At 54.3% G+C, this 519-nt stretch carries 1 protein-coding gene; it reads right to left on the bottom strand.

Annotated elements, in window-relative coordinates; translation table 11 throughout:
- Window positions 1-519: ATP-binding protein (locus ACTHUR_RS18210; RefSeq protein WP_440400163.1), on the bottom strand; the 519-nt coding region annotated here is incomplete at both ends.

The raw sequence follows: 519 nt of genomic DNA, 5'->3' as shown, positions 1-519 counted from the left end.
TGCATCAACTCGGCAGCGGAAAGGCTGGGTACTTCGATAGTTAAATCAATACGGTCGAGCAATGGCCCTGAAATTTTGTTGCGGTAGCGGGCAACGCTTTCAGGCGTGCAGCGGCAAGGTTTGGACGGATGGCCAAGATAGCCGCAAGGGCAGGGATTCATGGCGGCGACGAGCTGGAACTTGGCCGGATAAACGGCTTGGCGTGCGGCGCGGGAAATATGGATTTCGCCGTTTTCTAAAGGTTCGCGCAACACTTCTAATACTTTACGGTCAAACTCGGGCAATTCGTCTAAAAACAACACACCGTGATGCGCCAATGAAATTTCGCCCGGACGCGGGTCTGAACCACCACCTACCATAGCAGCCGAGCTGGCGCTGTGATGAGGGCTGCGGAAAGGACGGTTGCTGTCGAGTTGCTGTTGATGGTTGGGCAGGAGCGAACGCAATGCCCATACTTCGACTAATTCGTCTTCGGTCAAAGGAGGAAGGATGCCAGGCAAACGTTGCGAAAGCATGGAT

The sequence above is a fragment of the Neisseria sp. P0021.S007 genome (genome assembly GCF_051956855.1).
The sequence above is the reverse complement of the archived record's forward strand: the minus strand, read 5'-3'. Positions and strand labels throughout refer to the sequence as shown.